This window comes from Exiguobacterium sp. RIT341 (assembly GCF_000632205.1).
In the GTDB taxonomy this organism is placed as follows: Bacteria; Bacillota; Bacilli; order Exiguobacteriales; family Exiguobacteriaceae; genus Exiguobacterium_A.
This window is the reverse complement of sequence record NZ_JFYW01000014.1, coordinates 15,636-41,730: the sequence shown is the minus strand read 5'-3', so window position 1 is coordinate 41,730 and position 26,095 is coordinate 15,636. Positions and strand designations below refer to the sequence as shown.

The 26,095-nt window shown below is 48.1% G+C and carries 24 protein-coding genes, 2 tRNA genes and 1 rRNA gene; all 27 read right to left on the bottom strand.

Going from position 1 to position 26,095, the window contains the following annotated elements; translation table 11 throughout:
* Positions 1 to 74 (bottom strand): 16S ribosomal RNA (locus BW42_RS15940); the annotation flags it as partial.
* A gap of 381 nt (positions 75 to 455) precedes the next feature.
* A complete protein-coding gene (gene lysS / locus BW42_RS15935; RefSeq protein WP_155960241.1) occupies positions 456 to 1,937 on the bottom strand; it encodes a lysine--tRNA ligase in 1,482 nt (493 codons plus the stop codon).
* A 161-nt stretch (positions 1,938 to 2,098) separates the two neighbouring features.
* Entirely contained in the window at positions 2,099 to 3,091 is a 993-nt protein-coding gene (dusB, locus tag BW42_RS15930; RefSeq protein ID WP_035413287.1) for a tRNA dihydrouridine synthase DusB, read from the bottom strand.
* On the bottom strand, positions 3,091 to 3,606 hold the full coding sequence (gene folK, locus BW42_RS15925; protein ID WP_035413284.1) for a 2-amino-4-hydroxy-6-hydroxymethyldihydropteridine diphosphokinase: 516 nt from the start codon (positions 3,604 to 3,606) through the stop codon (positions 3,091 to 3,093). The genes dusB and folK overlap by 1 nt, the downstream gene beginning before the upstream one ends.
* Complete coding sequence (gene folB, locus BW42_RS15920; RefSeq protein WP_035413281.1) at positions 3,603 to 3,974, bottom strand: dihydroneopterin aldolase; 372 nt, start codon at positions 3,972 to 3,974, stop codon at positions 3,603 to 3,605. Before folB ends, folK begins: the two co-directional genes overlap by 4 nt.
* Before the next feature lie 2 nt (positions 3,975 to 3,976).
* Complete coding sequence (folP, locus tag BW42_RS15915) at positions 3,977 to 4,762, bottom strand: dihydropteroate synthase (RefSeq protein ID WP_035413278.1); 786 nt, start codon at positions 4,760 to 4,762, stop codon at positions 3,977 to 3,979.
* Complete coding sequence (locus BW42_RS15910) at positions 4,759 to 5,598, bottom strand: aminotransferase class IV (RefSeq protein ID WP_035413274.1); 840 nt, start codon at positions 5,596 to 5,598, stop codon at positions 4,759 to 4,761. The genes folP and BW42_RS15910 overlap by 4 nt, the downstream gene beginning before the upstream one ends.
* Positions 5,582 to 6,163 (bottom strand): aminodeoxychorismate/anthranilate synthase component II, encoded by a 582-nt coding sequence (locus BW42_RS15905; RefSeq protein WP_035413271.1) that lies wholly within the window; start codon positions 6,161 to 6,163, stop codon positions 5,582 to 5,584. The genes BW42_RS15910 and BW42_RS15905 overlap by 17 nt, the downstream gene beginning before the upstream one ends.
* Entirely contained in the window at positions 6,160 to 7,545 is a 1,386-nt protein-coding gene (locus BW42_RS15900) for an anthranilate synthase component I family protein (protein ID WP_035413268.1), read from the bottom strand. Before BW42_RS15900 ends, BW42_RS15905 begins: the two co-directional genes overlap by 4 nt.
* Positions 7,546 to 7,632: 87 nt before the next feature.
* Complete coding sequence (gene cysK / locus BW42_RS15895; RefSeq protein WP_035413265.1) at positions 7,633 to 8,577, bottom strand: cysteine synthase A; 945 nt, start codon at positions 8,575 to 8,577, stop codon at positions 7,633 to 7,635.
* 80 nt (positions 8,578 to 8,657) lie between these two features.
* Positions 8,658 to 8,969 (bottom strand): hypothetical protein, encoded by a 312-nt coding sequence (locus BW42_RS15890; protein ID WP_035413262.1) that lies wholly within the window; start codon positions 8,967 to 8,969, stop codon positions 8,658 to 8,660.
* A gap of 12 nt (positions 8,970 to 8,981) precedes the next feature.
* Positions 8,982 to 9,905, bottom strand: coding sequence for an Hsp33 family molecular chaperone HslO (gene hslO, locus BW42_RS15885; RefSeq protein ID WP_035413261.1), 924 nt, complete (start codon positions 9,903 to 9,905; stop codon positions 8,982 to 8,984).
* Between the two features lie 9 nt (positions 9,906 to 9,914).
* Complete coding sequence (locus BW42_RS15880; protein ID WP_035413293.1) at positions 9,915 to 10,676, bottom strand: type III pantothenate kinase; 762 nt, start codon at positions 10,674 to 10,676, stop codon at positions 9,915 to 9,917.
* A 182-nt stretch (positions 10,677 to 10,858) separates the two neighbouring features.
* Positions 10,859 to 12,862: an ATP-dependent zinc metalloprotease FtsH gene (ftsH, locus tag BW42_RS15875; RefSeq protein ID WP_035413259.1), complete on the bottom strand. Its 2,004-nt coding sequence runs from the start codon at positions 12,860 to 12,862 to the stop codon at positions 10,859 to 10,861.
* Positions 12,863 to 12,982: 120 nt separating this feature from the next.
* On the bottom strand, positions 12,983 to 13,528 hold the full coding sequence (gene hpt / locus BW42_RS15870) for a hypoxanthine phosphoribosyltransferase (RefSeq protein WP_035413256.1): 546 nt from the start codon (positions 13,526 to 13,528) through the stop codon (positions 12,983 to 12,985).
* A 33-nt stretch (positions 13,529 to 13,561) separates the two neighbouring features.
* Positions 13,562 to 14,794, bottom strand: a complete 1,233-nt coding sequence (gene tilS / locus BW42_RS15865; protein WP_035413253.1) for a tRNA lysidine(34) synthetase TilS — start codon at positions 14,792 to 14,794, stop codon at positions 13,562 to 13,564.
* 71 nt (positions 14,795 to 14,865) lie between these two features.
* Positions 14,866 to 14,937 (bottom strand) — tRNA-Glu (locus tag BW42_RS15860).
* A gap of 10 nt (positions 14,938 to 14,947) precedes the next feature.
* Positions 14,948 to 15,024: transfer RNA gene (locus BW42_RS15855), tRNA-Met, on the bottom strand.
* Positions 15,025 to 15,177: 153 nt separating this feature from the next.
* Entirely contained in the window at positions 15,178 to 15,693 is a 516-nt protein-coding gene (locus BW42_RS15850) for a S1 domain-containing RNA-binding protein (RefSeq protein ID WP_035413250.1), read from the bottom strand.
* An 83-nt stretch (positions 15,694 to 15,776) separates the two neighbouring features.
* Positions 15,777 to 16,154: a septum formation initiator family protein gene (locus tag BW42_RS15845; protein ID WP_035413247.1), complete on the bottom strand. Its 378-nt coding sequence runs from the start codon at positions 16,152 to 16,154 to the stop codon at positions 15,777 to 15,779.
* A 66-nt stretch (positions 16,155 to 16,220) separates the two neighbouring features.
* Positions 16,221 to 16,493: an RNA-binding S4 domain-containing protein gene (locus BW42_RS15840; protein ID WP_035413245.1), complete on the bottom strand. Its 273-nt coding sequence runs from the start codon at positions 16,491 to 16,493 to the stop codon at positions 16,221 to 16,223.
* A complete protein-coding gene (mazG, locus tag BW42_RS15835; protein ID WP_035413243.1) occupies positions 16,490 to 17,920 on the bottom strand; it encodes a nucleoside triphosphate pyrophosphohydrolase in 1,431 nt (476 codons plus the stop codon). Before mazG ends, BW42_RS15840 begins: the two co-directional genes overlap by 4 nt.
* Complete coding sequence (locus tag BW42_RS15830; protein ID WP_035413242.1) at positions 17,917 to 19,464, bottom strand: polysaccharide biosynthesis protein; 1,548 nt, start codon at positions 19,462 to 19,464, stop codon at positions 17,917 to 17,919. The genes mazG and BW42_RS15830 overlap by 4 nt, the downstream gene beginning before the upstream one ends.
* On the bottom strand, positions 19,461 to 22,976 hold the full coding sequence (gene mfd, locus BW42_RS15825) for a transcription-repair coupling factor (protein ID WP_035413238.1): 3,516 nt from the start codon (positions 22,974 to 22,976) through the stop codon (positions 19,461 to 19,463). The genes BW42_RS15830 and mfd overlap by 4 nt, the downstream gene beginning before the upstream one ends.
* A gap of 57 nt (positions 22,977 to 23,033) precedes the next feature.
* Positions 23,034 to 23,591 carry an aminoacyl-tRNA hydrolase gene (gene pth / locus BW42_RS15820; protein ID WP_035413235.1) on the bottom strand — a complete coding sequence of 186 codons (558 nt, stop codon included), beginning with the start codon at positions 23,589 to 23,591 and terminating at the stop codon, positions 23,034 to 23,036.
* Positions 23,592 to 23,678: 87 nt separating this feature from the next.
* Entirely contained in the window at positions 23,679 to 24,635 is a 957-nt protein-coding gene (locus BW42_RS15815) for a ribose-phosphate diphosphokinase (protein WP_012368955.1), read from the bottom strand.
* 55 nt (positions 24,636 to 24,690) lie between these two features.
* Positions 24,691 to 26,040, bottom strand: coding sequence for a bifunctional UDP-N-acetylglucosamine diphosphorylase/glucosamine-1-phosphate N-acetyltransferase GlmU (gene glmU / locus BW42_RS15810; RefSeq protein ID WP_035413233.1), 1,350 nt, complete (start codon positions 26,038 to 26,040; stop codon positions 24,691 to 24,693).
* Positions 26,041 to 26,095: the final 55 nt, after the last annotated feature.

Below are 26,095 nucleotides of genomic sequence, written 5' to 3'. Positions count from 1 at the left end.
CTCCTGCGCTCGACTTGCATGTATTAGGCACGCCGCCAGCGTTCGTCCTGAGCCAGGATCAAACTCTCCATGAAGTGTTTGACTTGCTCGTTGTGTGACCGAAGTCACGATTGACGAAGCTTGCGCTTCATTCGTTTTTGTATTCCGTAGAATACGATTTTTGCCTCATCGTTCAGTTTTCAAAGTTCGTCGTGTCGTTTTCAGCGACTTTAATATCTTAACAAGTTATCAACCCGATTGTCAACAACTTTTTTTGATATTTATTTTTGTGTGTCACGACCATTCGCGGCACAAGAAGTAATATACCATGGCTTTTTGAATCGTACAAGCATTTTATTAGAAAAACATTTAAAAACTTTTGTTTACCCGTTTTTTGACTTGTTTATTCCTGTGTTGATTCCAAAAAGAACGCTCCGTTCCTTCTATACAGTATAGAAAGAACAGAGCTCTACTCATTAATTTTGTTGGTGACGCATCGTTGGGAAGAGTAATACATCACGAATCGATGGCGCATTCGTCAACAACATGACGAGACGATCGATCCCGATTCCAAGACCACCCGTTGGCGGCATACCGTACTCGAGTGCTTCAATGAAGTCTGTATCCATTTCATGTGCTTCGTCGTTTCCTGCTTCTTTTTCGACGAGTTGTGCTTCGAAACGTTCACGTTGATCGATTGGATCGTTCAATTCCGTGAAGGCATTCGCATGCTCACGACGGACGATGAATAATTCAAAGCGATCCGTAAAGCGTGGATCTTCTGGATTTTTCTTCGCAAGTGGTGATACTTCAACAGGATGACCATAGACGAATGTTGGTTGAACGAGTGTTTCTTCTACTTTTTGTTCGAAGAACTCATTCAAGATATGTCCCGTCGTCATGTGCGACTGGACTTCAACACCGTGTTCATGCGCGAGTTCAAGGGCACGTTCGTTCGAAATCTGTTCGAAGAAGTCGACACCTGTTGCTTCTTTAACGAGATCTACCATGTGCGCTCGTTTCCAACCGACAGATAAATCGATGACGTCTTCTCCGTAAGTGACTTGTGTCGTACCGAGTACTTCTTGTGCGACGTGAGCAATCAGGTTCTCTGTTAAGTTCATGATGTCTTTATAATCCGCATACGCTTCATAGAGTTCGATCATCGTAAACTCTGGGTTATGACGTGTTGAGATTCCTTCATTACGGAATACACGACCGATTTCGTATACTTTCTCAAGTCCACCGACGATCAAACGTTTCAAATGAAGCTCAATCGCAATCCGCATGTAAAGCGTCATGTCGAGTGCATTATGATGCGTGATGAACGGACGCGCCGATGCTCCACCCGCGATCGTATGCAACATTGGTGTTTCGACTTCCAAGTATCCGAGGTTATCAAGATATTGACGGATCCCACGAATGACTTTACTCCGCGCGATGAATGTCTCACGTGATTCTTGGTTCGTAATAAGGTCGAGATAGCGCTGACGGTAGCGTTGCTCGATATCCTTTAATCCATGATATTTATCCGGAAGCGGACGTAACGCTTTTGTCAATAACGTAAATGCTGTGACGTGAACAGAGAGTTCACCAACATTCGTCTTGAACACGTATCCTTGGATCCCGACGATGTCACCTAAGTCACATGTCTTATAGATCTCATACGCCTCTTCACCGACGTCATCTTTACGAACATACAACTGAATTTGACCTTGTACATCCTGAACATTCGTAAAGCCAACCTTCCCTTTACGACGTGTCGTCATGACACGACCTGCGATGGCAACTTCCGGTTTCAGTTCAGCCAATTCTTCTTTTGTATGTTCACCAAATGATGCACGAATGCTCGCAGTATCCGTCGAACGTTCAAAACGTGCGCCGAATGGATCGAGACCTTGTTCACGCATGGCGTTCATCTTACTGAGACGCACCTGCATTTGATCGTTCATTTCCATATCCTGACTCACTGTCTTCACTCCTTTTAATAATGGTTCACGACGATTCTCTCGAATAAAAAGCTGCCGGAATGACCGACAGCCCTTTAGAAAACCGATACGCTCATCTTCAATGCAACTAGCGTACCACAAAACGACTCTGTCCGACTATACTTTACCTGTTAGGCATACGCTACGTCTTCTTCGAGTGTCTGCAAGTACTGCTGTAACAGTTCAACGAGTCCCGTATGCGTGTCGATGTTAAATAACGCATTGCGAACGCGACCGTTCCCCTTCATTCCTTTCAAGTACCAGGCGACATGTGTCCGCATTTCGCGCACGGCGAGTTCTTCTCCCTTTAGCGCGACCAGTCGTGTAGCGTGCAAGAGACAAATATCAATCTTCTCGCGCGCCGTCGGTTCTGCCGGAAGCGTTCCTGATTCGAGATACTGGATTGTCTGATACAACATCCAAGGGTTTCCGAGAGCGGCCCGTCCGATCATGACACCGTCGACACCAATCTCATCAATCATTCGTTTAGCATCTTGTGGGGTTTGAACATCCCCGTTTCCGATGATTGGAATATTAACCGCTTTTTTTGCTTCACCGATGATGTTCCAGTCTGCGACACCTTCATATTTTTGTGAACGTGTCCGTCCGTGAATGGCAACAGCCTTCGCACCACCCGCTTCTGCCGCTTTGACATTATCGACACAATAGATGTGATGACTGTCCCAGCCGGTCCGCATTTTGACCGTAACCGGTTTATCGATCGCTTGTGTCACCGCATGGACCATCTCATAGACCTTATCCGGATCAAGCAACCATTTCGCTCCAGCATCACTTTTCGTGACTTTCGGGACCGGACACCCCATATTGATATCAATGATGTCGGCATTCGTGTTCGCTTCGACATATCGCGCTGCTTGAACGAGTGTCTCCTTTGAACCACCATAGATTTGAAGACTCAGCGGTTTTTCCCGCTCATCCACGTACAGCATCTGTAGCGTCCGTTCGTTCTCGTACAAGATCCCTTTATCGCTGACCATCTCCGCACAGACGAGTCCCGCGCCGAATTCTTTTGCGATCAACCGAAACGCGGGATTACAGACGCCTGCCATCGGTGCCAAGATGACTTGATTCTTCAATTTGACATCACCAATGTTAAATTCCATTATTGTTCCTCCGCTTCTAAAAGACCACCTAAGCGTCGCACACCGTTTCGTTCTGTCTCTGGTAACTGCTGGTACAATTGCTCGACACTTTGCCCAAGACCAGGTATGACGCATGTTGCTGCTAGTTCCCGTAATGGCGCGAGGACGAATGCCCGCTCTTGCATCCGCGGATGCGGAACGGTTAATCCTTCAAGGTCAATACGTTCTCCCCCATATAACAAAATATCTAAATCAAGCGTCCGCGGTCCATTTTTGAACAGACGCTCGCGTCCTTCTAGCTGTTCGATTTCCTGCAGTCGCTCAAGTAAGACATCTGCCTCGTCCGTCGTTTGAATCCCGACGACCATATTATAAAATAAATCCTGATCGAGATACCCGACAGGTACAGTCTCATAAATGGAAGAGACCTTTACATCATGAACAGACGATAAGGCTCTCAGGCGAGCGATCGCTGCTCTTAAGTGAGCCGCTCTATCACCAATGTTTGAACCGAGTGCAATGTAAGCTTCCTTCATGCATAGTCCCCCCGGAGTCGATTGATCTCGACTGCCACATGTTCATAATGACCAGCAATCGGCGGATCCGGTTTGATAACTTTGATCGATGCTTCTTCAATCCGCCCGTCTAACGCAAAGACTTCTTTTGCAATACGATCCGCCAAGGCTTCGACGAGTTGGAGCGGTTCTCCTTCGACGACACGTTTTGTCGCTTCATACAATTCAGCGTAATTGACACTTTTCGTCAAATCATCCGTCCGACCGGCTTCTGCCAATGCAAGTCCGATCGATAAGTCGACATTGAAGCGTTGACCGAGTTTCGTCTCTTCTGCAAATACACCGTGATACCCATAAAAACGCATTCCTGTTACATGAATTCGATCCACCGTCATTCTCCTTTCGTCGCAGCTAACATGATGTCCATCATCTGCGCTGCCCGTTTGACTTCTTTGACGTCATGCACGCGCACCCAGTCACATCCTTGTTGAATCCCGTAGCAAACCGTAGCAATCGTTCCTTCAAGTCGTTCTTCCGTTGGCAATCCAAGCGCGAGTCCGATCATCGATTTACGGGACGTTCCGAGTAAAACCGGATACCCGAAGTCCGTGACGATGGACAGGTAACGCATCAAGTACAAGTTCTCTTCCTGCGTTTTCATGAATCCAATCCCTGGGTCGAGCCAAATGTGCTCTTCCGCCACGCCTGCCTGTTTCGCTAACCGGATTGATTCCTCAAGATCAGCCCGGACTTCCGCAAGCATATCTGTTCCATGCGCCGTTTCCCGGTTATGCATTAAAATGATTGGTACTTCATACTGCGCAGCGACCTTGACCATCGAACGATCGCCCCACTTCGAACCCCATACGTCATTGATGATGTCCGCTCCTGCTTGAATAGCAGCTTCTGCGACGACCGGTTTATACGTATCGATCGACACGAGGACGTTCAGCTCTCGTTTAATGCGTTTAATAATCGGTAAAACACGAGCGAGTTCTTCTTCAACTGACACGAACGCCGCACCCGGTCGTGTCGATTCTCCACCGATATCGATCGCATCTGCTCCATCCGCGACAAGCTGACGCGCTTGCCGCATCGCTTGCTCGATATCAACATATTGTCCACCGTCCGAAAAAGAGTCCGGTGTCACGTTCAAAATACCCATGATGTAGGTCATGGTTGTTCCCTCCTTGTTGTCACATGTTCGACAGATTGATCGAAGAGTTTCATAATCTCCGCATACCCTGTTCCGTTTATTCCGGGGAAAGGGCGTCCGTCAAGTGACGAAATGGCGACCGCTTCCTGAACGGAATTCGTATAGATGATCTCATCTGACTCTTCGAGCTGTGGTAAATATGCCAGACGTTCTTCGACCGGTAAATGTTGCATGAGGAACTGACGGGTAATCCCATTCAATGCACCGGTCTCAAGGGGCGACGTATACCATGTACTTCCGTAACGCCAAAAGATATTTGACGTAATGCCTTCACAGACATGACCTTCCTTCGTCAAGAACAGCCCTTCTGCTTCTGGATTGAACAATTGACGTTTCGCGACTAGATTGTTCATGTAATGATGTGACTTTAAGCGATATGTCGTTTCCGGCGTACTGCGCGGCAAACGAATCGTCTCGAGTGCACGTTCCGCCCGTTTTCGCGGAGCGATTGGTTTCGCATAGATCAACACGGTTGGCGTATCGTAAGGGTCAATTGATAACCCAATCTCACGCGGACCAGCCGAAACATTCAACCGGATATAGAGATCGTTCGCCTCATATGCTTCATATAAATCTTGGATTGCTTGCCGTAAGGCTTCCCGGTCATACGCTAACTGTATCCCGAGTGCGACACAACTCATCCGCATACGTTCGATATGATCATCGAACAAAAACGGATGTCCGTTATACGTCCGAAACGTCTCGAATATACCCATCCCGTAGACGAATCCATGATCAAGTGGGGAGATTCTTATCTCTTCTTCTCGTTTGATGATTCCGTCATGCCAGAGATACATAATGCGTCAACTCCAAGAAATTTTTTAACATCTGTTTACCGTCTCGTGTCAAAATCGCTTCCGGGTGGAACTGGACACCTAAAATCGGTAACGTCCGGTGACGGAGTGCCATGATCTCTCCGCCGGCTTCCGCTGTCACTTCGAGTACTTCCGGGAATGTCTTACGTTCAACGACAAGTGAATGGTAACGCGTCACCGGTGTCGCTTGTGGGATCCGTTCAAAGATCCCTTGTCCGTCATGCGTCAGTGGCGAGACTTTTCCGTGCATCAATTCCTTCGCTCGGACGACTTTACCACCGAATACTTGCCCAATCGCTTGATGACCCAAGCAAACTCCTAGGATCGGTACCTTCCCCGCAAAGTAAGCAATCGCCTCTAAACTGATCCCCGCTTCATTCGGTGTACAGGGACCCGGCGAGATGACGAGATGATCAGGCTGCAACGCTTCGATTTCTGCAAGCGTAATCGCGTCGTTGCGAAATACCCGGATGTCTTGTCCAAGTTCGCCGAAATACTGGACTAAGTTATACGTAAAGGAATCATAGTTATCAATCAATACAATCATCGTGTTCCCTCCGCCGTTTCTTTTGTCACCCATAACGCTTTGGCTTTACTAAGTGACTCTTCGTATTCACGTGCTGCGTCCGAGTCCGTGACGACTCCAGCACCTGCTTGGACATATGCCATCCCATCTTTTGCAACGAGTGTCCGAATCAAGATGTTGAAAATGACATCATCCGCCCAACTGATGAAGCCAAGCGATCCAGTGTAGATGCCACGCCGGACCGGTTCCAGTTCTTCAATGATTTCCATCGTCCGGATTTTTGGCGCGCCGGTGATCGTCCCACCTGGGAACATTGCGGCGAGCACTTGACTCCCGGAGTGTTCCGGAGCCACTTCGCCTCTGACATTTGAGACGATATGTTGCACGTGGGAGTATTTCTCGATCACCATCAGCTCATCGACATGGACCGTACCATAACGACTAACGCGCCCTAAATCATTACGCTCTAAATCAACGAGCATCACATGCTCTGCCCGTTCTTTTTCGTTATCGAGTAAGGTTTTCGCGAGTCGTAGATCCTCCGCTTCATCCTTCCCGCGTGGCCGTGTTCCCGCAATCGGACGCGTTGCTAACGCATCACCGATTTTTTCGACGAGCAACTCAGGTGAGGCTGACACAAGTGTTAAATCCTCATCTGCGAAGTAACCCATGTATGGAGAAGGATTAATTTGTCGTAATACATCATACAGATGTTCCGCTGTCGTCCCAAGCGGTTCTTGTTGACGGACGGACAAATTGACTTGGAAGACGTCACCATCCTCAATATACGATTTAATCCGGTGTGCCGCTGTCATGAACGCTTCCTGTCCGAAAGCTCGTTCTCGTTCGCCGGATGAACCGGTTGTTGTAAACTGCGGTCTATTTGTCTTGACGCACCAACGCGCGACTTCTTCTTCAAGAATCTGTGTTGCTTCCTCTGCTGTGTCTCGCGTCACGGCAATGAACAATTGTTTCGTTTCCTCATCAAACACGGCAACTTCATCGTACCAGTAGAACGATAGATCAGGTGTTTGTAGATCATCCATCGCTTGCTCCGGTAGCTTTTCTAAATAACGGACAGCATCATAACTGACATATCCGGCAAATCCACCAAAGAATGGCGGCATTCCATCCGGTCGGATGGATTCACGTTCGACGCGGAGTCGTTCGAGTAGATCAAACGGGTTTGCCGTCGACGTCTCGACTTTTCCATCTGTCTCAATCGTCGTCATCCCGTCCTTTGTCCGGACGTATCCGACAGGACGAGTCGCCGCCATCGTATACCGTCCGATTCGACCGCTTTCGAGCCAGACGTGTCCTGTTGTTCCAATCGTCTGTTCGACATACCGATTGTAGAATTGTTCTTTCGTCCATGGTATTGCTTTATATTTCGTCTGTCGCATACGCGTCCCCCACTTCACACTATTCTGCTCTCATTATACGCAAAAAAGTACACGGAAGCCGAATGACTTCCGTGTACGTATGATGGATTACTTCGATTGATCTGCTTCTTCCTCGACTTGATACAGCGGTGTACTTAAGTACCGCTCACCGTTCGAAGGAATGATCGCGAGAACATTTTTTCCTTTGCCGAGACGTTTTGCCGTCTTCAGTGCCGCTGCAATCGCAGCACCTGACGAGATACCGCCTAAGACACCGTTCGTCTTCGCTGCTTGGCGTGCGTGATCAAATGCTTCTTCCGTCGTGATTTGCTCGACACCATCATAAATATCTGTATCGAGAATCGACGGTACGAATCCAGCACCGATACCTTGCAGTTTATGCGGCCCCGGTTTACCACCTGATAAGACCGGTGAATCCGTTGGTTCAACAGCAATGATTTCAATGCCTTGGAAAGCATCGCGCAACACTTTACCAGCACCCGTGATCGTTCCACCGGTTCCGATTCCCGCGATGAACGCATCGAGTTGCATGCCTTCGAACGCTTCGACGATTTCAGGACCTGTCGTTTTTTCATGAACGACTGGATTGGCACCGTTATTGAATTGTTGCGGCATGAAGTAACCGTGCTCTTCCGCTTCCGCTGTCGCGCGAGCGATCGCACCCTTCATCCCTTCAGGACCTGGCGTCAAAATCAATTCCGCACCATAGGCGCGAAGCAACGTCCGACGTTCCATGCTCATTGTTTCCGGCATGACGAGGATGGAACGGTATCCCTTCGCCGAAGCGACCATCGCTAGTCCGATACCCGTGTTCCCACTCGTCGGCTCGATGATCGTATCTCCCTCTTTAAGTTGACCTGCTTCTTCTGCCGCTTCAATCATTGATAACGCGATCCGGTCTTTTACGCTCGATCCAGGGTTCATGTACTCCAGTTTCAGATATACATCTGCATCCTCAGGACCCGTTAGATGATGTAACTTGACGATCGGTGTCCGACCGACTAAATCTAATACTGAATTCGCAATACGCATGACCATTCCTCCTCATTAGTGAACCGCTTGAATTCCAAGTAATCCGATAGATTAATTATCAGCGGACTGGATGAAATCTGTCAATCAAAGCGTTTAACTTCCGGCTTTTTTCCATCCTTTGTCTGGCGCTCGACCGCTTCTTGAATCAAACGATCGATTGTCTGCTTCTCTTGTTCCGTTCGCATCGTCTGATAGACCATTGCTCGGGTGATTTTTTCATCACCGACTTCGGCGATGACATCCTCAAGCGGACCACCAATACTGTCCTGAACGATTTTAGGAGAATCGACCTTAGGGAGCTCACCCATGAAGGCATAAGCGCCGGTCATGAAATTCGTCAACAATAAGATGAAGATCAACATCCACAAGTACTTAGGTTGTACATTCCCCATATCGGATCCCTCTTATGCTCTTTCGAGTGATTTTTCGCGAAGTTCCTCTAATTCTGGAACATCATAGTGATAATGCTCTGAACAGAAGTGACAAACAGCTTCCGCGCCACCATCTTCATCAATCATCGCTTGAATCTCATCTGGTCCAAGGGCAATAATCGCTGTTGCTAATTTGTCGCGGTCACACGTACATTCGAATGACACCGGAATCGTATCAAGATGTTCGTAGTCACCGAGAACGAGTTCTAACATTTCTTCGGGTGTTTTTTCCTCACCGACGAGAATGGAGATTGGTTTAAGAGCTCCGACACGTTTTTCAAGCGCTGCGATCGTCTCTTCCGATGCGCCCGGCATCAATTGAACGATCAAACCACCTGCTGCAATGACCGATTCGTCTTCTGGGTAAACGAGAACGCCAGCTCCAACGACTGATGGACTTTGTTCCGATACAGCGAAGTAATACGTGAAGTCTTCGCTGATCTCACCGGTTTGAATCGGAGATTGACCACCGACAAAGTCACGCAACCCGAGATCCTTGATGACAGAGATGTTTCCGCGACCGACCGCTTCACCGACTTTTAATTTCGTCAGACCGTCTGCATTGACGTACGTATCCATCTCGACGCGGGGACGACTGACATATCCACGAACGACCCCTTTTGCATCGGCATCGACGATGATTTTTCCGATTGGTCCATCGCCTTCGACTTTCAATGTGACACGTGTATCGCCTTTTTGCATCGTACCCATCATCGCGCCGATTGTTAGTGTCCGACCGAGCGCTGCCGTGACGACCGGTGTCGTCTGGTGACGAAGTTGTGCTTCATAGACCGTTTTTGTCGAACGGATCGCAAATGCACGAACTTCTCCATTGAAGCCTAACGCCCGTACTAAATAATCATCTTTTAATTGTGCTAATAATTCTTTCCGTTTCATCTTAATCCCTCACTTATTTCGTTCGTAGATAATCCGTAATCCATCTAACGTCAAGAATGGATCGACGATCTCAATCATCGTGGATTCCTCGCTGATTAGTCGGGCTAAACCACCGGTCGCAATGACCTTCGCTTCACCCATTTCTTCTTTCATCCGGTGAACGAGTCCGTCCACCTGCGCCACATATCCGAAATACGTACCCGATTGCATCGCATGGATCGTATTTCGTCCGATGGTTGACTGCGGTTTCGCAATTTCAATTCGCGGCAATTTTGCTGCCTTATTATAGAGTGCCTCGGTCGCAACCATCACACCCGGTGAGATGATGCCGCCGTAATACCGTTTTTGTGCATCGATGTAACAGTACGTCGTCGCTGTTCCAAAATCGACGATGATCATCGGTCCCTCATATTTCGCCGTCGCCGCTACTGCATTGACGATTCGATCGGCTCCCACTTCCCGTGGATTATCGACTTTTAAATCGAGTCCTGTCTTGATTCCTGGTCCAATCAAAAACGGACGGCGTTTAAAGTAACGCACACACATATTTTCTAGTGGAAACACGACGGGGGGTACGACAGATGATAACACGATTCCCTCGATTTCTTCCACGTTTAGCTCTGCGTCACGAAACAACGCTTTGACGAGCATACCGTATTCGTCCGTCGTCCGTGTCCGGTCTGTCGCAATCCGCCAATGCTCGATCAACTCTTGTCCTTGATAGACACCTAAGACGATATTCGTATTTCCGACATCGATGACTAAAATCATTTGCTTATTTCCCCGCTTCTTCTCGATTTTCATGCTTCTTTTTATATTCCGTTGTTTCACGCTCGGAATGATATACGTTGTGATTATACCATGCTCGTATGGTCACACCTACCGATGTGTATTCGCTCGGTCTGTAACAAAAAAGAACGGATTCGATGCGAGATCGAATCCGTTCCATCCGTTTACACTTGATCGTCGCGACGCGGCGTATCTGGTGTATCCGTATCTACATTTTGTCCTTCGTCAACGACTGAACCCATTTGCGTTGGAGACTCTGTCGGTTGATCGACGGTTGCATCTGTCGATTCCGGTGCTTTCTCTTCTGCTTTTGGAGTCGTTGCTTCTGGTTCATGTTTTTTGTATTCGCCTGTCTCTAAGAGATGGTGAATTTGTTTTTGATCAAGTGTTTCGACTTCAAGCAACGTCGTTGCAATCAAGTCGAGCTGATCGCGTTTCTCAGTCAAGATATCTTTCGCTTTTTGGTAACAGCGGTTGATGATCGCTTGGATTTCCGTATCGATTTCGTGTGCAATCGCATCCGAGTAATTCTGTTCGTTTTGGAAATCACGGCCGAGGAAGACGTTACCGCTTTGACCTGATCCGAATTGAAGCGGTCCGAGTTTTTCACTCATTCCGAACTCCATGACCATTTTCCGTGCAAGACCTGTCGCACGCTGGAAGTCATTGCTTGCTCCAGTCGAGACTTCTCCGAAGACGATGTCCTCTGCAACGCGACCACCGAGCAATCCAGTAATCTTATCTTCGAGTTCCGGCTTCGTCATGAAGTAACGATCTTCTTTTGGCAACATGACGACGTATCCGCCCGCGTTACCACGAGGAACGATTGTTACTTTGTGTACTTCGTCCGCATCGTCTAGCGTGACACCGATGATCGTATGTCCAGCTTCATGCCATGCGACGATTTTTTTCTCTTTCGGCGAGATGATCCGGCTCTTCTTCGCTGGTCCAGCGATAACACGGTCAATCGCTTCTTCGAGATCGACGATCGAGACCTTATCACGATCTGCCCGAGCGGCAACAAGTGCTGCTTCGTTTAGAAGGTTTTCAAGATCCGCACCCGAGAATCCAGGCGTCCGTTGTGCGATGGCTTTTAAATCAACCGTTGAATCAAGCGGTTTGTTCCGCGCGTGTACTTTCAAGACTGCTTCACGACCGACGACATCTGGACGATCAACCGTGATTTGACGGTCAAAACGACCTGGACGGAGTAACGCAGGGTCAAGAATATCAGCACGGTTCGTTGCTGCGATCATGATGATGCCTTCGTTTTCACTGAATCCATCCATCTCGACGAGAAGTTGGTTCAATGTCTGCTCACGCTCATCATGTCCACCACCGAGACCTGCGCCCCGTTGACGACCGACAGCATCGATTTCATCAATGAAGATGATACATGGTGCGTTTTTCTTCGCGTTTTCGAACAAGTCACGAACACGTGATGCCCCGACACCAACGAACATCTCAACGAAGTCAGAACCTGAAATCGAGAAGAATGGTACGCCAGCTTCACCAGCTGCAGCACGCGCGAGCAACGTTTTACCTGTACCTGGAGGACCCACGAGGAGAACCCCTTTCGGAATACGGGCACCGAGCTTCGCGAATTTACGCGGATCTTTTAAGAATTCGACGACTTCGACGAGTTCTTGTTTCTCTTCGTCTGCGCCGGCTACATCATCAAACGTAATCTTTTTCTTCTCTGTATCGTAGAGGCGTGCCTTCGATTTCCCGAAGTTCATGACGCGACCGCCACCACCGCCACCTTGTGCTTGATTAATCAAGAAGAAGAAGAGGATGAAGATGATGATGAATGGAACGATCGTCGTTAGTAACGCGATCCAACCACCATTCGTTTCTGCTGCCTTGAAGTCCATCTTGACTCCTTGGCTTTTCAATTGCGTGTAGAGATCCGTTAGTTCCGTATCAACAGCCGGTACGACTGTTTCATACGTCGAATCTTTTGCACGCAAATCTCCTGTCACATTATACGTCTGGCCTTCATACTGGAAGGTAGCCGTCTTGATTTCACCTTTTTCAACAGACTCGACAAACTGTGTGTAATTGATTTCTTTGCTTTTGTTCACTGGACTCTGCAAGTATTGCAGAAACAAGATCAAAGCTAGAAAAATGACCCCAAACACGAGGGTATTCTTCACTGCTCGGTTCATCTTATGCCTCCTCTCCGCATCCATCTCGTTTTTCTAATGGATGAATACGAATCCTGGCGCGACAGGGCGCGCTTTGTAATTGGTTTCATCTTATCATGGGACAGACGAGATTAAAAATAATTAGCCACCGTAGACTGCAGGTTTCAAGACACCTACATACGGAAGGTTACGGTATTTCTCTTCGTAATCCAGACCATACCCGACGACGAATTCGTGTGGAATGACGAAGCCGCTGTAATCTGCATGCAAGTCATTTTTCCGTCCTGTCGGTTTGTCGAGCAATGTCACGATTTTAACGGACTTCGCTTTCCGGTACTTGAAGAGGTCTACGAGGTAACCAAGCGTCAATCCGCTGTCGATGATATCTTCGACAATCAAGATGTCGCGTCCTTCTACAGATGTGTTCAAATCTTTTTCAATCTTGACTTCACCGGTTGATGTTGTCCCACCGTGATACGTCGAAACGTCCATGAAGTCCATTTCAAGGTGCATATCCATCTTTTTGACAAGATCGGACATGAAAGGCATTGCGCCTTTTAAGACACACACAAGCAACGGAAAACGATCGTGATAATCCGCTGTCAAATCGCCGGCGAGTTCGCCCACTTTATTTTGGATCTCTTCTTCTGAAATCAATACTTTTTCCATATCGTTCATCAAGGTCATGCTAGGTATTCCTCCTCCATAATAAACACTACATTACCATTCTATCATTAAATAAGATTTTGCGAGGAGTTCAAATGACCCGAATATTGCAATTCGATGTCCAATGACGGCTAAAATCACTCCATTTGCATCGACGACGACCGGCACTTGTTCCCGGAGATAACGTGGAACCTTCGCATCAATCAGAATTCGACTGACTTTTTTCGAACCAACAGCAAGTTGAATCCGATCTCCCGGACGTGGCGGACGTACCGTCAACGGAAACGTAATCGCGTCCAGTGGGATCCCGTGCGTTCCAATTGAGAAGCGAAGAATTTGTTCACCATAATGATACGTTCCCAAATTCTCCCCTACTTGAAACGGTAAATCGTCATTCATTGACCGTATCACACGATCTTGCATCAAAAAGCCATATGCACGTCGCATCCTCCAGTTTCCATAATACACTTCGTCCGAGCCCTTATCCACCTGAAGCCATGTAACAAAGTGACGAATCGTTTCGGAAGAAAACGTATCGCCCGTTAACGTCGGCAAGACGAGCCGTTGTAAATCCGTCGGCAATTCTAAAATACGTGCGACCGGAATTCCGTTTGTTTCCTTACACCGGTCGAGATAGGTCGCGACGAATGTTGCCTGCTCACGCATGATTTGCTGTCGCGCATGTGCTGCTGCTGCTGCTGCCTGTTCAAAACCAGGACGAATATCTCTCAACAGAGGAAAAATAGTATGCCGAATTTGATTTCGTAAATAGGTTGTTTCTGCATTTGATGCATCCTCTCGCCACGGTACCTCATGTTGCCATGCATAATCGAGTAATGCTTGCTTCGATTCATATAGTAACGGTCGATGTAACCAACCGTTACCAAACGGACGAATGACAGGAATCCCATCAACTTGTGCTTCTCCTCGAACGAGCTGAATGAGCAACGTCTCGATTTGATCATCTTGATGATGGGCGAGAACAAGACGCGAGCGTCCGGTCTCTTCCATGATGCGCTCAAAAAATGCATACCGTTCCTCACGACATGCTGCTTGAGAGCTCGTACGTCCTGCCCAGTCTAAACGCGTCATGAAAAACAAAATCTTTCGAGTTGCTGCCCAGTCTTCGATAAAATGTGCTTCTTCGTCGGATGCTTCTCGTAATCCGTGATGCACATGTGCAATTGCAATGTCATACCCTTCTCGATACAACCGATCGACGAGTACCATCGAGTCACATCCTCCAGACACTCCGACTAGGAGCGGTTCAAACGGTACACCTTCCATTACGACTTCACCCCTTTCCGTTAAAACCTAAAAAAAGCTATCTCTATATAATAGAGATAGCTTTTTGAGAATGACCCGTACGGGATTCGAACCCGTGTTACCGCCGTGAAAGGGCGGTGTCTTAACCGCTTGACCAACGGGCCAAAAAAAATATGGTAGCGGCGGAGGGAGTCGAACCCACGACCTCACGGGTATGAACCGTACGCTCTAGCCAGCTGAGCTACACCGCCATATTTTTAACTCGTGCGTCTTAAGCACATTTTCTATAATACGGGCAGGTCAAATGAAAGTCAACGCTTTTTATAAAAATAATTTTAAAAAAATAAAAGATGGAATGAACGGCGTCATTCCATCTCTATTCTTATAAAGAACAGGTCAGCAAGTTATTGACGTTTTGCGCCGCGCCCGCCACGTTTTGAATCCGTTTGACGTTTCAATGTAGCAAGACGATCTTCACTATCTTTCAGGAAACTAGACATCAACGTATCGAACGATTGTTCTTTGCGCGGTGGTGGTGTATTACGGCCACCTTTGTTGAAGCCTCCACGATTACCGCCTCCACGCGGTCCTTTGTTATCGAACGAACGTGGTCCGCGATCTTGTCCTGCTGGACGTGGTCCACGATCGAACTGACGTGCTGGACGTGGGCGTTCACCTTCTGGACGATCGACGGCTTTTTTAATGGAAAGACCAATCTTACCATCGTTTTCAACACTTAAGACTTTAACGGTGATTTCTTGACCAACCGTTAATACATCATTGATGTCCTTAACATAAGAATCTGCCACTTCACTAATGTGAACAAGACCAGTTTTCCCTGTTGGTAACTCAACGAACGCTCCGAAATTCGTGATGCCTGTTACTTTCCCTTGCACTTTGCTGCCTACTTCAATCGACATAAATTGTATTGCTCCTTTTTAGTTGATTCGTTTCTTATTATACGAGTGATTCATTCTTTTTTCAATCAATCGGCAACCTTCAATTAGTCTTCAGGTGAAAAGTAGAAGATCGTTTCTCCTTTTTTCGAATAGAGCAACTCACTCCGGGCTAAGTTCGCCACATATTCTTTATCATTGAGACGATTGATTTCTTCTTTCAGACGAGCAGTCTCTTTTTTTGCTTTCGTCTGCTCCTGTTCAGCTACTTGAAATGACTGCTTTTGTTCTGCGATCAATTGCCGTTTTTCCATGTATGACCACCCCATGAGGGAAAAGATGAGCAAAAAGACGGTCAGACACAAGAAAAAGCGATTTTTGAGACGTCGACGGTTTTCAATAGCATTCTGACTCAATTGCTTCTTACGGTCATTGAGCGGCTTGATCTTTGGCGTTTGACGCCCTGATTCGAGCGGTGTTGGCATATCATCCCTCCTCTTTCTGAGTGGTCATCCCTGACACTCTTTAGTATACTTCCTTTTTCCGGTAAATTACATCGATTCTTCGGAATTCATCTTTTCTTCACGGATGATTTCATACATATCAGATGCTTCTTCTTTTTTCGCATGTTCTTTAATGCTTGAAATCGCAACTGTCACGATCTTATTTCCGAACCGAATCGTCATCTCATCACCTGCTGCTACCGTGCTACTTGCTTTCGCTACATTACCATTGATCGTAATCCGACCTTGATCAGCAACTTCTTTCGCAAGCGTCCGTCGTTTGATCAGACGCGATACTTTTAAAAATTTATCAAGTCTCATGACTGTTCCTCCTGCTTCGCTTGATGCCAGAGTGAATCTTGCTCTTCAAGCGTCATCTCAACGAGCGGTCGATCCGCTAGTTGTTCCATCCGTGTAAAACGGCGAATAAATTTATCATTCGTTCGTTGTAATCCTTCTTCTGCCGATAGACCGAGGTATTTTCCGACGAGTGTTATCGAGAACAGGACGTCTCCAAATTCTCCGAGTCGTTCTTCTGGGGCTGCTTCTTTCAATTCATGTAACTCTTCGATCACTTTTTCAAGTGCCCCCTCGACATCTGCCCACTCGAAACCGACTTTCGCCACTTTCTTTTGAATGTCTTCTGCGCGCATCAAAGCAGGTGCTCCTTTTGTCACACCATCAAGTAAAGAAGTCCGCTCCGGTTTTTCTTGTGCTTTGATGTCTTGCCAGTTCGACACAACGTCTGCTGAAGAATCAACAGTCGTTTCCCCGAAGACATGGGGATGGCGACGAATCATCTTATCGCTGACGCTTCCGATGACGTCTCGAATATCAAAATACCCTTCATCTAGACCAATTTGTGCGTGGAGCATGACCTGTAAGAGGACGTCTCCTAGTTCTTCTATCATTAAGTTATCGTCCTGAAGGTCGATTGCTTCCAGTAATTCGTAAGATTCTTCGATTAAATGTCGTTTTAAGGACTCATGCGTCTGCTCTTGATCCCACGGGCAACCACCTTCACCGCGTAATCGCGCGATAATCTCTTTTAAAGTCGCGAAGTCACGATTCAACGTCTGCTCATCCGTAACCGGTGGTACATAGACCGTCGTTAAGTTACTGAGCGTCGTCACATGATCAAGTTCATATAACGGTACATTTTGAACGGTTTGCTGACTCGTACCTGCTGCTGTGACAAGAGTGACGAGATGTTCGTCCGGATAACGTTCCATCAACTGGACTTTTAAGTCGCCAGCGACGAGCGCGTCATAGACTTGCCCAATCAGTAGATGTTGACGAATCTGTGCTTCATCGACAGCAAATGCCGTTGCATCAAGTAACTGGAATCCTTCAATCGGATCCACCCCAAGTGCAGCGAACATCGGATCGAGAAAACTTTGTCCCCCTACGACATCGACATTGTCTGTCCGTTGCAACAACTGTTGCACAGTACTCTCAGCGACTAATGGATGTCCTGGAACGGCATAGATGATGTCTGCCGTTTCAGAAAGACGAAGCAATTCCTCGACGATTTCTGTATATACGTCTTCAAACCGACTATGTCGTTCATAAACTGAGTCAAATGATGTAAAGTTCATTCCCTCTGCTGCAAGTTCTGAAACGACTGGATGATCCACTGTCCGCAAATAGACAGGTTGTGTCGTGTTTTTTAATAATCGATAGATGCCAAACGGCAATTGTTCGAGTTCGCCGACGCCAAGGCCGACGATCGTAATTCGGTGTGTCATATGCTCCTCCTACGTTGGTACATCTGATATAACTTATCTCCTAAAGGCAATAACGCCCACTCTTGTTCTGATAAGGCACGAAAGCGTAACGCCATACTGCCATAAATGATGGCACCACCGACGACAAGAACGCCGACTTCGAGTGCCGCACCGATTCGTGTCTCAAGCTCAAACAGCTGGAAAAACGTCTCGATCAGATACAGAAACACACCCATGGTAAGCACAGGTAAGACCAGTCTTCGATAAAAAACAGTTCCCGCAGATACACGACCGAACTTCCGGTTCAATAAAATCCATTGTGCTGCCGCCATGACGGCAAAACCGCCAAATGTCGCCATACCCGCCCCGATCATACCATATCGGGGAATGAAATAGAGGTTCAGAGTAAGCTTCGCCCCTAATCCGATAAGAACACCGATGAGCGCATATTTTTCAGCATCAACCGACTGGAGACAAGAGACGATCATCATCGCGATCGATGCGGCAAATGCCGTCGCCGCGAGCCAAATCAATCCCGCTGTTCCTTGATCATTTTGATATAACGCAATATTGAGCGGACGCATCACACCCATTAGCCCGATCGTCGCTGCAGCGGCAATCAATAAACCGGAACGGAGTAATGTCTCGAGTTGTTGACGCATCATCTGTGGATCGTGTTTCCGGTATGCGGTCGACAAGGCTGGCACACTCGCAAGACTCATCGAAGTCGCAAACAGAATCGCGAATTGCAGTAACGGATACCCACGGTCGAGTATTCCTTTTTCGATTTTTGTTTCCGTCGTATTACCAAGTAGATTGACGAACGTTAATCCATCAATCAATTGCATCAGCAACAAGGCAAGTGATGCGATACTAACTGCTACACCGCTTGTCACCAGCACTTTTCCGACACGTCTTATATGAATACTCGAAAATACCGGACGACCGATTTTCCCTTTCGCAAAGCGTAACAGGACGAATAACGAAACGATGCTGCCGCCAATCGCCGTTAAATGAGCGCTCGCACCAATCCAGTAGGGGTCCGCCTGCATCGAGACACCGATATACGTCACGAGCAACAATAGTCCGACACGGACGGCATTTTCAGAGACTTGGGATACAGCCGTCGGTCGCATCTCAAGATCTGCTTGGAACATTCCTCGTAGAACAGCAATCACGGGTAGTAAATAAAACGTACATGTTACCGCACGCAGGGGCACAACCAGTTTTGCATCCCCGAACCACCCAGCGAGCGTCGGGGCGATCCACCATCCGAGCAGACCGAAAAAGACGGTCATGGCAAGTAAGACATAAAAAATCGACCAGAGAACTTCTCGTTTCTCATCCGGGTGGTGAAGCGTCAACTTCGCCACGATGACAGGCAGCGCATAAATGCCGAGCGCTGCCGCAATCGCAAATAATGGATAGACGGTCTGATAGACGTACAATCCGAAATCACCAGCGAGGTTCTGATACGGAATCCGGTAAAAGAAGCTGAGCAATTTTGAGATATAACTAGAGATCGCAAGCAGTGCTGCGCCTTGCGCAATCGTTCGTCTATTCATCGCCCGACGAGCCGGCGATCAAGTTCCGCCAATAATTGTTCTGCCTGCATCGTCATCTGTTGCGTCGACTGTTTGTTGCGGTTGAGGGTTAAGACGAGTTTCTCCTCTTGTTGTCCCATTCCAAGACCACGTCCCAGTGGAACAGTCCATTTAACGAAGTCCGCCACATCGAGTTGTTGTGTCGATTGGAGCGATAAGACGATCTCAATTTTCGGATCGGTTTGTTTAACACGCTCGACACGCGCCCGTTCAGCGAAAATGCGCATTCGCGTCAACTGGATCAAACGCGCGACCTCATCCGGAAACTCACCGAATCGTTCAAGCATTTCCGTTTCGAGTTGTTCGAGACTATCGACGGTATCAACATATTTCAAACGTTTGTAGAACTCGATTTTCAGCTCGGAGTCTGTCATGTAGTGCGATGGAATATAGGCATCAAGGCTGAATGTGAACTCAGGAACGAATTTCTGGATGCGTTTTTTACCTTTCATCCGTTCTTTCCGCTCCTCGACTGCTTCTGCAAGCATCTGCGAATAGAGATCGAAACCAACAGAATCGATGAATCCAGATTGTTGCGAACCGAGTAAGTTCCCGGCACCGCGAATCGACAAGTCACGCATTGCAATCTTAAAGCCACTCCCGAGCTCCGTGAACTCCTTGATCGCCTGCAGACGACTTTCTGCCACTTCCGTCAATCGTTTTTGCGGACGGTACGTAAAGTACGAGTAGGCAACGCGACTTGAACGACCGACACGACCACGTAATTGATAAAGCTGTGATAAGCCCATTTGATCGGCGTCATGAACGATCAACGTATTGACATTCGGGATATCAATCCCCGTCTCAATGATCGTCGTACTGACAAGGACGTCGGCATCTCCTTCGAAGAAGGCGATTAGCTGACTTTCGAGTTCGGTTTCCGTCATTCGACCGTGAGCCGTGACAATTCGTGCTTCCGGTACGAGGGCGCGAATCTCTTCTGCCTTTCGCTCGATGCCCTCGACACGGTTGTAGAGGAAGAATGCTTGTCCACCACGTCCGAGTTCCCGTTCGAGTGCTTCCCGCATGACGATTCCGTCGTATTCCATGACGTATGTCTGGACTGGATAACGGTTTTCCGGTGGTGTCTCAAGGACAGAGAGATCACGGATTCCGATCATCGACATGTGCAATGTCCGCGGAATCGGTGTCGCTGTCAACGTCAAGACATCGACGTTTGTCTTCAACTGTTTCAGACGTTCTTTGTGTTTAACACCGAATCGTTGCTCTTCATCAATGATCAACAATCCGATATCAGCGAATTGGACGTCTTTCGACAGCACACGGTGTGTCCCAACGACGACATCAATCGTTCCTTCTTTTAACCCTTGTTTCGTCGCCTTTAATTCTGCTGGCGAACGGAACCGGCTCATGACCGACACACGAATCGGCCATTCACTGAATCGTTCAAGCATTGTTTCGTAGTGTTGTTGCGCAAGGACGGTCGTCGGTACGAGCAATGCCACTTGTTTTCCAGACATGACTGCTTTAAAGGCTGCACGAATCGCCACTTCCGTTTTCCCGTACCCGACGTCGCCACATAATAGACGATCCATCGGACGCGGACGTTCCATATCTTTCTTGATCTCGGCAATTGATCGCAATTGATCGACCGTTTCCTCATATGGGAAGGAAGCCTCGAACGCTTGCATGTTATCGTCATCCTCTGGGAAAGCAAAACCGACGGCAGCTTCACGAGCTGCATAGAGCTTGATCAATTCATCAGCGATATCCTCGACCGATTTTTGAACCTTCGCTTTGACCTTTTTCCATTCCGTTCCACCGAGTTTATAGATTTTCGGCTCTTTCCCTTCAGCCCCGACGTACTTTTGAATCAAGTCGATCTGATCGACAGGAACATACAACGAGTCCTCTCCTGCGTAGACGAGATGGAGATAATCCTGATGATTACCGGCTACATCAATCGTCTTGATGCCATGGTACCGCCCAATTCCATGATGAATATGAACGACGTAGTCACCTGTCTTCAATTCTTGGTAACTCTTGATCCGTTCAGCGTTCGTCAGCTTCGTCGTCTGCTTCCGGCGACGCGCCGGTTGCTTGAAGACTTCTTCTTCTGTGATGACGACGAGACGCGCATTCGTCATCTCGAATCCACCATGAATTCCGCCAATCAGGATCGCTGGTTGACCACGAGTGATACCTTCTTTCGTTACGATCGAGGCTTCAACCCCATAATCGGATAACGTCTGGCGCATTCGCTCGGCACGTTCTCGGTTACTCGCTAAGAAGACCATCCACATGTCAGCGCGACGATATCGCTCGACTTCTTGCTTCAGGCGTTCCATCTGACCATGGAACGGCGCAATCGGTTTGATGCTGAAATGGATTGCCGCACTTTCCGGTACACCGCTCCGACGAGTCGGAAGGAGCGAGAGGTACAACAATGGTTGTCCTTCAAAGACATGTGTCATCGGAACGGACAGGACGTAATCACTGACGCTTTGTCCGCGTTCAATGAGCGACGCCATCCATTCTGCTTCCTCTGCATCCTGGACTTCTGCCGCTTCTTCAACCCGCGCGACTTCATCGACGATCAAGACGCTGCCTGTCACGTCTTGACGTAACGTCGACGTGTAGAGGATTGGTGCATACTTCGCGAACTGTTTCGGACGATCGCCGTTTTCTAACAACTCGACGTCGTAAGCAATCCCCTCTTCGAGTGCCGCGAGGACTTCCGTACTTTGGACGCGCTCTTTCGTCGCCTCATAAAGACGACGGACTTTTTCGCCAGCCTCCTTTAACTGATCCTTGGTCGCGAAGTGTTCGGCTGCTGGCATCAAACATGCTTCTGCGACAACACCGAGCGAACGTTGAGTCTCCGCATCGAATGTATAGATCGAGTCGATTTCCTCGTCGAATAGATCGAGCCGGTACGGGCGTTCAACCGTGAGCGGATAAATATCGATGATACTCCCGCGAACGGCAAACTCACCTGGTGTCGTCACGGTCGCTGTCCGCTCATACCCCGCATCAACTAAATCCTGGACGAAGTCTGGAATCGATAAGATGTCGCCTGGCTTCACCTGTTTGACGTGCGACAAGAACGTCTCTGCACCCGGAACATATCGGCGTAAGCCAACGAGCGGAATGATTAGGATCCCGTCGTCCGTCGTCAATAAACGATGACGGGTTTCGATCCGCGTTGCTCGCAGTTCCGGACTCGCCCCGTAAGAAAGTTCCGCGGCTAATGTCTCATCAACCGGATAGAGCATGACGTCTTCTTCCGGCACGAGTTCAATCAAATCATCGTACAACTTTTGCGCTTGGAACATATTATGTGTCACGAGTACGAATCGACGTTTCGTCTCCTGATAAATCCCGGCGACGAACAATGCCTTTCCACTATTCATCAGACCAGTGATCAACTGAGCGTTGACACCGTCCCGGAAGCGTTCCCGAACCGTCTTGATTTCAGGAATCGCTAATAAGAGTTCTTGTAATTGTTTCATCTTCTTCCTCCTAAAACACGACAGCAAAAACGCTTTGGAACCCCCAAAGCGTTGCGTTCAGTTATACCGATTCATCAAAGCGAGAAACGGTGTGTCTATAAAGTCCGTCGCTACATCGACAGACGCATTGAGTACGTGTTGCAGACTTCCTTGTTCCGCCTTCGAAAAATTCATTAACACCCAGTCGATGACTTGGATTGGTGCCGGTGGTCGACCAACACCGAGTTTAAGACGCTTGATTTCCTGCGTCCCGAGGTGCTGGATCAACGACTTGACGCCGTTATGACCGCCTGCACTGCCTTTCGAACGCAAGCGCAATTTCTCAAGTGGTAAATCCAGATCATCATAGATGACGAGCACATCCTCGACCGCGATCTTGTAGAAATCAAGTAACGGTCGCACCGCTTCACCTGATAAATTCATATACGTCAATGGCTTGACGAGCACGACACGTTCTCCGTTTATCATTCCCGTTCCGAAGAGGGCTTTAAACTTCGATTCTGAAAGCGTGATCCCGTGTTTCTCCGCTAAGGCATCAATCGCAAGAAAACCGATGTTGTGGCGCGTATTCGCATACTTCGCGCCAGGATTCCCTAATCCGACGATACATTTCATATCGATTCCTCATTTCTGTTTAAAAAAGTAAACGAACAAGGGTCCGATTTCAATAAACCGGACCACATCGTTCGTATGCATAAGCAATCAGCTGAAGAGCGGGCTGATTGATTTCTGTTCGTGTACACGGATGATTGCTTCTGCAAGCAAGCGTGCCACAGAGATTTGTTTGATTTTGCTTGCACATTCGCGTTGTGTTAAATCGATCGTGTTCAAGACGACGAGTTCTTCGATCGCTGAGTTCTCAATTCGCTCCATTGCCGGACCTGAAAGAACAGGGTGTGTACAACATGCATAGACTTGTTTCGCTCCGTTTTCGATCAAAGCGTTCGCTGCAAGTGTGATCGTACCCGCTGTATCGATGATGTCATCGATGATGATGGCAATCTTGCCATCGACTTGACCAACGATGTTCATGACTTCTGCGACGTTCGGTTTCGGACGGCGTTTGTCGATGATCGCGATTGGTGCTTTTAATTGCTCTGCTAATTTACGTGCCCGTGTGACACCGCCATGGTCTGGAGAAACGATGACGAGTTCGTTTGGATCGATGTTCTTTTTCTCGAAATATGAAGCGAGAAGCGGTACACCCATCAATTGATCTACTGGAATATCGAAGAACCCTTGGATTTGTGCTGCATGGAGATCCATCGTCACGACGCGTGTCGCCCCTGCTACTTCAAGCAAGTTCGCAACGAGTTTCGCCGTGATTGGCTCACGTGAACGTGCTTTGCGATCTTGACGCGCATAACCGTAATACGGAATGACGACATTGATCGTCCGTGCAGACGCCCGTTTCAGTGCATCGATCATGATGAGAAGTTCCATCAGGTTTTCGTTGACTGGTTGGCTTGTCGATTGAATGATGTAAATATCATCCCCCCGGACACTTTCTTCGATGTTCATCGAAATTTCGCCATCACTGAAGTGTTTGACTGAACTTTCGCTGACCGGGATTCCGATGACTTTAGCGATTTCCTCTGCCAGTGGTTTGTTCGAGTTGAGTGCGAAAATACGAATTTCATGTTCTAAGACAGTAGACATGTGTAGGTGGCCTCCATTTGTTTGGGTTTAGACGAGTAGAGCGACAAGTAATGAATTAACGATAATCGGGTTTCGTCGTTTGACGTTCCCGTGCGATCGCGAGACCGTTTTCCGGCACATCGTCTGTGACGGTTGATCCGGCAGCAACAAGGGCATTCTTGCCGACCGTGACCGGTGCAATCAAGTTGACGTTACAGCCGATGAAGGCATCGTCCTCAATGATCGTCTGGAATTTATTTTTTCCATCATAGTTGACCGTGATCGATCCACAACCGAGGTTGACGTTCTCTCCGATTGTTGCATCTCCGACATAGCTCAAGTGGGCTGATTTGCTACCTTCGCCAAATGTTGATTTCTTGATCTCAACGAAGTTTCCGACGCGTGTGTTCGCACCGAGAACCGCTTGCTGACGTAAATGCGCAAATGGACCGACTTGTGCCGCTGGACCAATCTTGCTATCCGTGACGACGGATTGACGAACAATGGCGCCATCTGCCACTTCACTGTTACGGATATCCGAGTTCGGACCAATCGTACATTCTGAACCAATGACCGTCTGACCGAGCAACTGCGTACCAGGATAGAGAACAGTATCTGAACCAATCGTGACGTCTGGTCCGATGTACGTCGAAGACGGATCAACGAACGTGACACCTTGACGCATCCAGTACTCATTCGTTCGCTTACGCATCGACGTTTCTGCTTGTGCAAGTGCGACGCGGTCATTGACACCGATCGTCTCTTCGAACGTAGGTGCCGCATACGCTGCGATCGTCTCGCCTGCTGCCTTTGCAATCTCAATCACGTCTGGTAAGTAATACTCACCTTGCGCATTATCGTTCTTAACCTGCTTCAGCGTTGCGAACAACATCTCATTATCGAATACATACGTACCGGTATTGATTTCACGAATCGCGAGCTCTTCTGCGTTCGCATCCTTATGCTCGACGATTTTCGAGACGTTTCCGTCTCCGCCACGAACGATACGTCCGTAACCTGTCGGATCGTCAGCGAGTGCCGTCAAGACGGTCACTTTTGCGTTTGTCTCCGCATGATGTTGTAACAATGAAGCCAGTGTGTCACTCGTCAAGAGTGGTGTATCGCCACAGACGACGAGCGTTGCTCCCTGTTCGTTCCCGAGTACGGGTTCTGCCATTTGAACAGCATGTCCTGTGCCAAGCTGCTCACTTTGAAGTGCGTATTCCACCGATGTGCCAAGCACTTCTTTGACGGATTCCGCACCGTGACCGACGATGACGACCTGTCGCTTGACGCCGAGCGTCGCTAATTGATCGACGACGTGCTGTACCATAGGTTTCCCAGCGACTGGGTGAAGTACTTTGTAAAGCTTAGATTTCATCCGAGTTCCTTTACCCGCTGCTAGAATTACCGCGAAATGATTCATCCTTGTCGCTCCTCCACGTAAATTAGTGTTGATTTCGTTCTGAAATAGTACACTC

Excerpts from the sequence above, each read along its gene's own strand:
- lysS (WP_155960241.1), bottom strand. The coding sequence starts at position 1,937 with ATGGAAATGAACGATCAAATGCAGGTGCGTCTCAGTAAGATGAACGCC.
- dusB (WP_035413287.1), bottom strand. The coding sequence starts at position 3,091 with ATGGAATTTAACATTGGTGATGTCAAATTGAAGAATCAAGTCATCTTG.
- folK (WP_035413284.1), bottom strand. The coding sequence starts at position 3,606 with ATGAAGGAAGCTTACATTGCACTCGGTTCAAACATTGGTGATAGAGCG.
- folP (WP_035413278.1), bottom strand. The coding sequence starts at position 4,762 with ATGACCTACATCATGGGTATTTTGAACGTGACACCGGACTCTTTTTCG.
- BW42_RS15910 (WP_035413274.1), bottom strand. The coding sequence starts at position 5,598 with ATGTATCTCTGGCATGACGGAATCATCAAACGAGAAGAAGAGATAAGA.
- BW42_RS15905 (WP_035413271.1), bottom strand. The coding sequence starts at position 6,163 with ATGATTGTATTGATTGATAACTATGATTCCTTTACGTATAACTTAGTC.
- BW42_RS15900 (WP_035413268.1), bottom strand. The coding sequence starts at position 7,545 with ATGCGACAGACGAAATATAAAGCAATACCATGGACGAAAGAACAATTC.
- cysK (WP_035413265.1), bottom strand. The coding sequence starts at position 8,577 with ATGCGTATTGCGAATTCAGTATTAGATTTAGTCGGTCGGACACCGATC.
- BW42_RS15890 (WP_035413262.1), bottom strand. The coding sequence starts at position 8,969 with ATGGGGAATGTACAACCTAAGTACTTGTGGATGTTGATCTTCATCTTA.
- hslO (WP_035413261.1), bottom strand. The coding sequence starts at position 9,905 with ATGAAACGGAAAGAATTATTAGCACAATTAAAAGATGATTATTTAGTA.
- BW42_RS15880 (WP_035413293.1), bottom strand. The coding sequence starts at position 10,676 with ATGATTTTAGTCATCGATGTCGGAAATACGAATATCGTCTTAGGTGTC.
- ftsH (WP_035413259.1), bottom strand. The coding sequence starts at position 12,862 with ATGAACCGAGCAGTGAAGAATACCCTCGTGTTTGGGGTCATTTTTCTA.
- hpt (WP_035413256.1), bottom strand. The coding sequence starts at position 13,528 with ATGACCTTGATGAACGATATGGAAAAAGTATTGATTTCAGAAGAAGAG.
- tilS (WP_035413253.1), bottom strand. The coding sequence starts at position 14,794 with ATGGAAGGTGTACCGTTTGAACCGCTCCTAGTCGGAGTGTCTGGAGGA.
- BW42_RS15850 (WP_035413250.1), bottom strand. The coding sequence starts at position 15,693 with ATGTCGATTGAAGTAGGCAGCAAAGTGCAAGGGAAAGTAACAGGCATC.
- BW42_RS15845 (WP_035413247.1), bottom strand. The coding sequence starts at position 16,154 with ATGCCAACACCGCTCGAATCAGGGCGTCAAACGCCAAAGATCAAGCCG.
- BW42_RS15840 (WP_035413245.1), bottom strand. The coding sequence starts at position 16,493 with ATGAGACTTGATAAATTTTTAAAAGTATCGCGTCTGATCAAACGACGG.
- mazG (WP_035413243.1), bottom strand. The coding sequence starts at position 17,920 with ATGACACACCGAATTACGATCGTCGGCCTTGGCGTCGGCGAACTCGAA.
- BW42_RS15830 (WP_035413242.1), bottom strand. The coding sequence starts at position 19,464 with ATGAATAGACGAACGATTGCGCAAGGCGCAGCACTGCTTGCGATCTCT.
- mfd (WP_035413238.1), bottom strand. The coding sequence starts at position 22,976 with ATGAAACAATTACAAGAACTCTTATTAGCGATTCCTGAAATCAAGACG.
- pth (WP_035413235.1), bottom strand. The coding sequence starts at position 23,591 with ATGAAATGTATCGTCGGATTAGGGAATCCTGGCGCGAAGTATGCGAAT.
- BW42_RS15815 (WP_012368955.1), bottom strand. The coding sequence starts at position 24,635 with ATGTCTACTGTCTTAGAACATGAAATTCGTATTTTCGCACTCAACTCG.
- glmU (WP_035413233.1), bottom strand. The coding sequence starts at position 26,040 with ATGAATCATTTCGCGGTAATTCTAGCAGCGGGTAAAGGAACTCGGATG.